Source organism: Peribacillus sp. P4_D6, from assembly GCF_056401795.1.
The window spans coordinates 1-2,740 of sequence record NZ_JBFUIQ010000257.1; the positions used below are offsets into that span (position 1 = coordinate 1).

General features: G+C 38.2%; 3 protein-coding genes and 1 pseudogene. All 4 read right to left on the minus strand.

The annotated features are described in order from the left end of the window. Nucleotides 1-362: 362 nt before the first annotated feature. The gene (gene trxA, locus AC1DVB_RS26410; protein WP_477591753.1) at nt 363-677 is read right to left on the minus strand and encodes a thioredoxin; all 315 of its coding nucleotides are present in this window, start codon (nt 675-677) and stop codon (nt 363-365) included. Nucleotides 678-733: 56 nt separating this feature from the next. Continuing rightward, on the minus strand, nt 734-1,111 hold the full coding sequence (locus AC1DVB_RS26415) for a hypothetical protein (RefSeq protein WP_477591755.1): 378 nt from the start codon (nt 1,109-1,111) through the stop codon (nt 734-736). A 92-nt stretch (nt 1,112-1,203) separates the two neighbouring features. Further along, nucleotides 1,204-1,623 carry an RrF2 family transcriptional regulator gene (locus AC1DVB_RS26420; RefSeq protein ID WP_477591757.1) on the minus strand — a complete coding sequence of 140 codons (420 nt, stop codon included), beginning with the start codon at nt 1,621-1,623 and terminating at the stop codon, nt 1,204-1,206. 99 nt (nt 1,624-1,722) lie between these two features. Continuing rightward, nucleotides 1,723-2,740, minus strand: a pseudogene (gene gdhA, locus AC1DVB_RS26425) (NADP-specific glutamate dehydrogenase); the annotation flags it as partial.

Below are 2,740 nucleotides of genomic sequence, written 5' to 3' on the forward strand. Positions count from 1 at the left end.
TACTAGCAGTACACTAAATGGTTCTTCCATACTGTCACAACCAGTTTCTTATACAGGGTATCTTCCTAAAGATCCACCAAAAAAAGTTCAGCCTGGTTGTATTGTTATCATCCATTATCGTCAAGGGGTTTATGGGTTAGACTCTATTTTTGAGTTTAGATTTTCGTAGTAGATGGTGGCGGCGAGGAGCGCCGCCATAGGAGTTTCTTATGGAGCTAAAGGGGCAGAATAGTTGAATAGAAGATCATTTATATAAAAAGACCACTCATGTTAGAGTGGCTACTATTCCTTACTATCTATATCAATAACCTGTCTAATATTCGCAAATCCATCTTTCTCCATTAATTCAATTACAATATACATCATACATGTTTTGCAATTAAGGTCACAATGGCTTCTTTTGGCTGGAAGCCAATAGCTTGATCTACCTTTTTTCCATCCTTGAATAGAATAAGGGCTGGAATTCCCATCACTCCATATTCGCTTGTCGTATTTGAATTTTCATCCACATTCAGTTTTACGATTTTAACCTGATCACCCATTTCAACATCAATTTCATTAAGCTCTGGGGCAATCATTTTACATGGATCGCACCACGGTGCCCAAAAATCAACCAGTACTAAACCTTCCTTAATTTCACTAGCAAAATTATCATCTGTTACATGTTCCATTGTCATGATCATGTCCTCCTTGTATTATCCGAAATATTTATGGTATTTGACTTATCATCTATTTAAATCGAGTTTCCCGATTCTATTTTCCGGGATAAGAACCCTGATTTCCTGGTATTTATTTTCGGATGGATTTTAATGGAATCCAAATTACCGGATACCTCCATTAACCATGTTTCATCTTTAGAAAGTAACGCCAAATCAATTAAAGCCAAAAGATGATTTTCGTTACTGAYTTCTAGACCCGGCAGTTTTTCAGTCCATTTACTCGGAATCCAAATCGATTTCTCGACCGCTTTTTCATTGTCACTTTCCATCACATTCACTTTAACGATTTCTCGATTATCGCTTACGCTTTTAATGAAACCATGGATAAGTTCTCCATCTCTTGATCTTCCCTGTACCCAATCCCCATTATTAAACTGATTATTTTCGGCCATTCATAACACCCCTTTTATGTTCAATCTACTATTATAAGATATTAACTGTAATAATAAAAAATACAGTAAGTAAAAAAAAAACTAAATCAATATCACGGACATTGTTTAATTTTTTCCAAAAATGTGCTTAGAGTTATATCTTCTAAATATTTTTCAAAATATAATTCAGCTTCATCAAATATTTGATCCATGACTACCTGAGTATTGGAAGATATGACACATTTTTTCTCCGGATCACCTGTACTCCACTTTGGTTTCAAGGTTCCATGCGAGACCGTTATATAAATATCTGCCAAACTTACCTCTTCAGGGTTACAGTCCAGAATATAGCCTTCGCCAACACCTTCTTTAGTCTTAACAAATCTATTATTTCTTAAGCAGCTCATCATTTTCCGAATCCTGGCCGAGTTTGTACMAACGTTTTCTGCGATAGACTCACTGCTTGCCATATGATCTGGTAGATAAACTAAATAGACCAAACTATGCACAGCTATTGTAAAATCACTATTCACTTCTTGCATCCTCCTCAAGGAGCCTAACCTCTTTTTTTAAAATTGTCCTTTACAAAGGGTACAGTTTATATTGGGGCCGCCTATTACATTATCATATTTTTAGAGTATACCTTGAATCAGCATAGCATCCGCTACTTTAAGGAAACCAACAATGTTTGCTCCGACAACTAAATTGCCAGGCTCGCCGTATGTTTCTGATGCTTCTACACTGTTTTTATAAATGTTTTTCATGATACCTTGAAGTTTGGCATCGACATCCTCAAATGTCCAAGGCATTCTAGCACTGTTTTGGGCCATTTCAAGTGCAGAATCAGCAACGCCACCCGCATTGGCAGCTTTAGCGGGTCCGAATAAGATGCCATTATTAAGGAATATGTCAATAGCCTCAAGGGTAGAAGGCATGTTGGCACCTTCACCTACTGCCTTCACGTTGTTTTTAACCAGCAATTTTGCTGCTTCTTCATCAATCTCATTTTGTGTTGCGCACGGAATGGCGATGTCGCAAGAAACAGACCAGATACCGTAACTTCCTTCATTATATTCAGCTTCTGGATGAGCATCGACATACTCACTCAGACGTTTTCTTTCTACTTCTTTTAAGCGTTTAACTGTATCTAGGTTAAGCCATTTTTATCGTAAATGTAACCATTGGAGTCACTGCAAGCAACTACTTTAGCACCCAGCTGTGTTGCTTTTTCGATTGCATAAATAGCTACATTACCAGATCCTGAAACAACGACAGTGCTTCCGTGAAAATGTAAACCATTATCTTTTAGCATTTCTTCGACGAAGTATACCGTACCATATCCAGTTGCCTCTGTACGGGCTAAGCTTCCGCCATAACTTATGCCTTTACCAGTTAAAACACCTGCGTRATAGCTTCCTTGCATCTTTTTATACTGACCGAATAGATATCCTATTTCTCTTGCTCCAACTCCGATATCTCCAGCCGGTACGTCCGTGTCCGGTCCGATATACCGACCAAGTTCTGACATAAARCTTTGGCAAAAACGMATGATTTCTGCGTCTGATTTTCCTTTTGGATCGAAGTCAGATCCTCCTTTCCCGCCGCCGATAGGTTGTCCTGTAAGAGAGTTCTTAAAGATTTGCTCGAAAC

What these genes read in the sequence shown, in the direction of transcription:
- trxA (WP_477591753.1), bottom strand. Translation starts at nt 677, where the DNA reads ATGACAATGGAACATGTAACAGATGATAATTTTGCTAGTGAAATTAAG.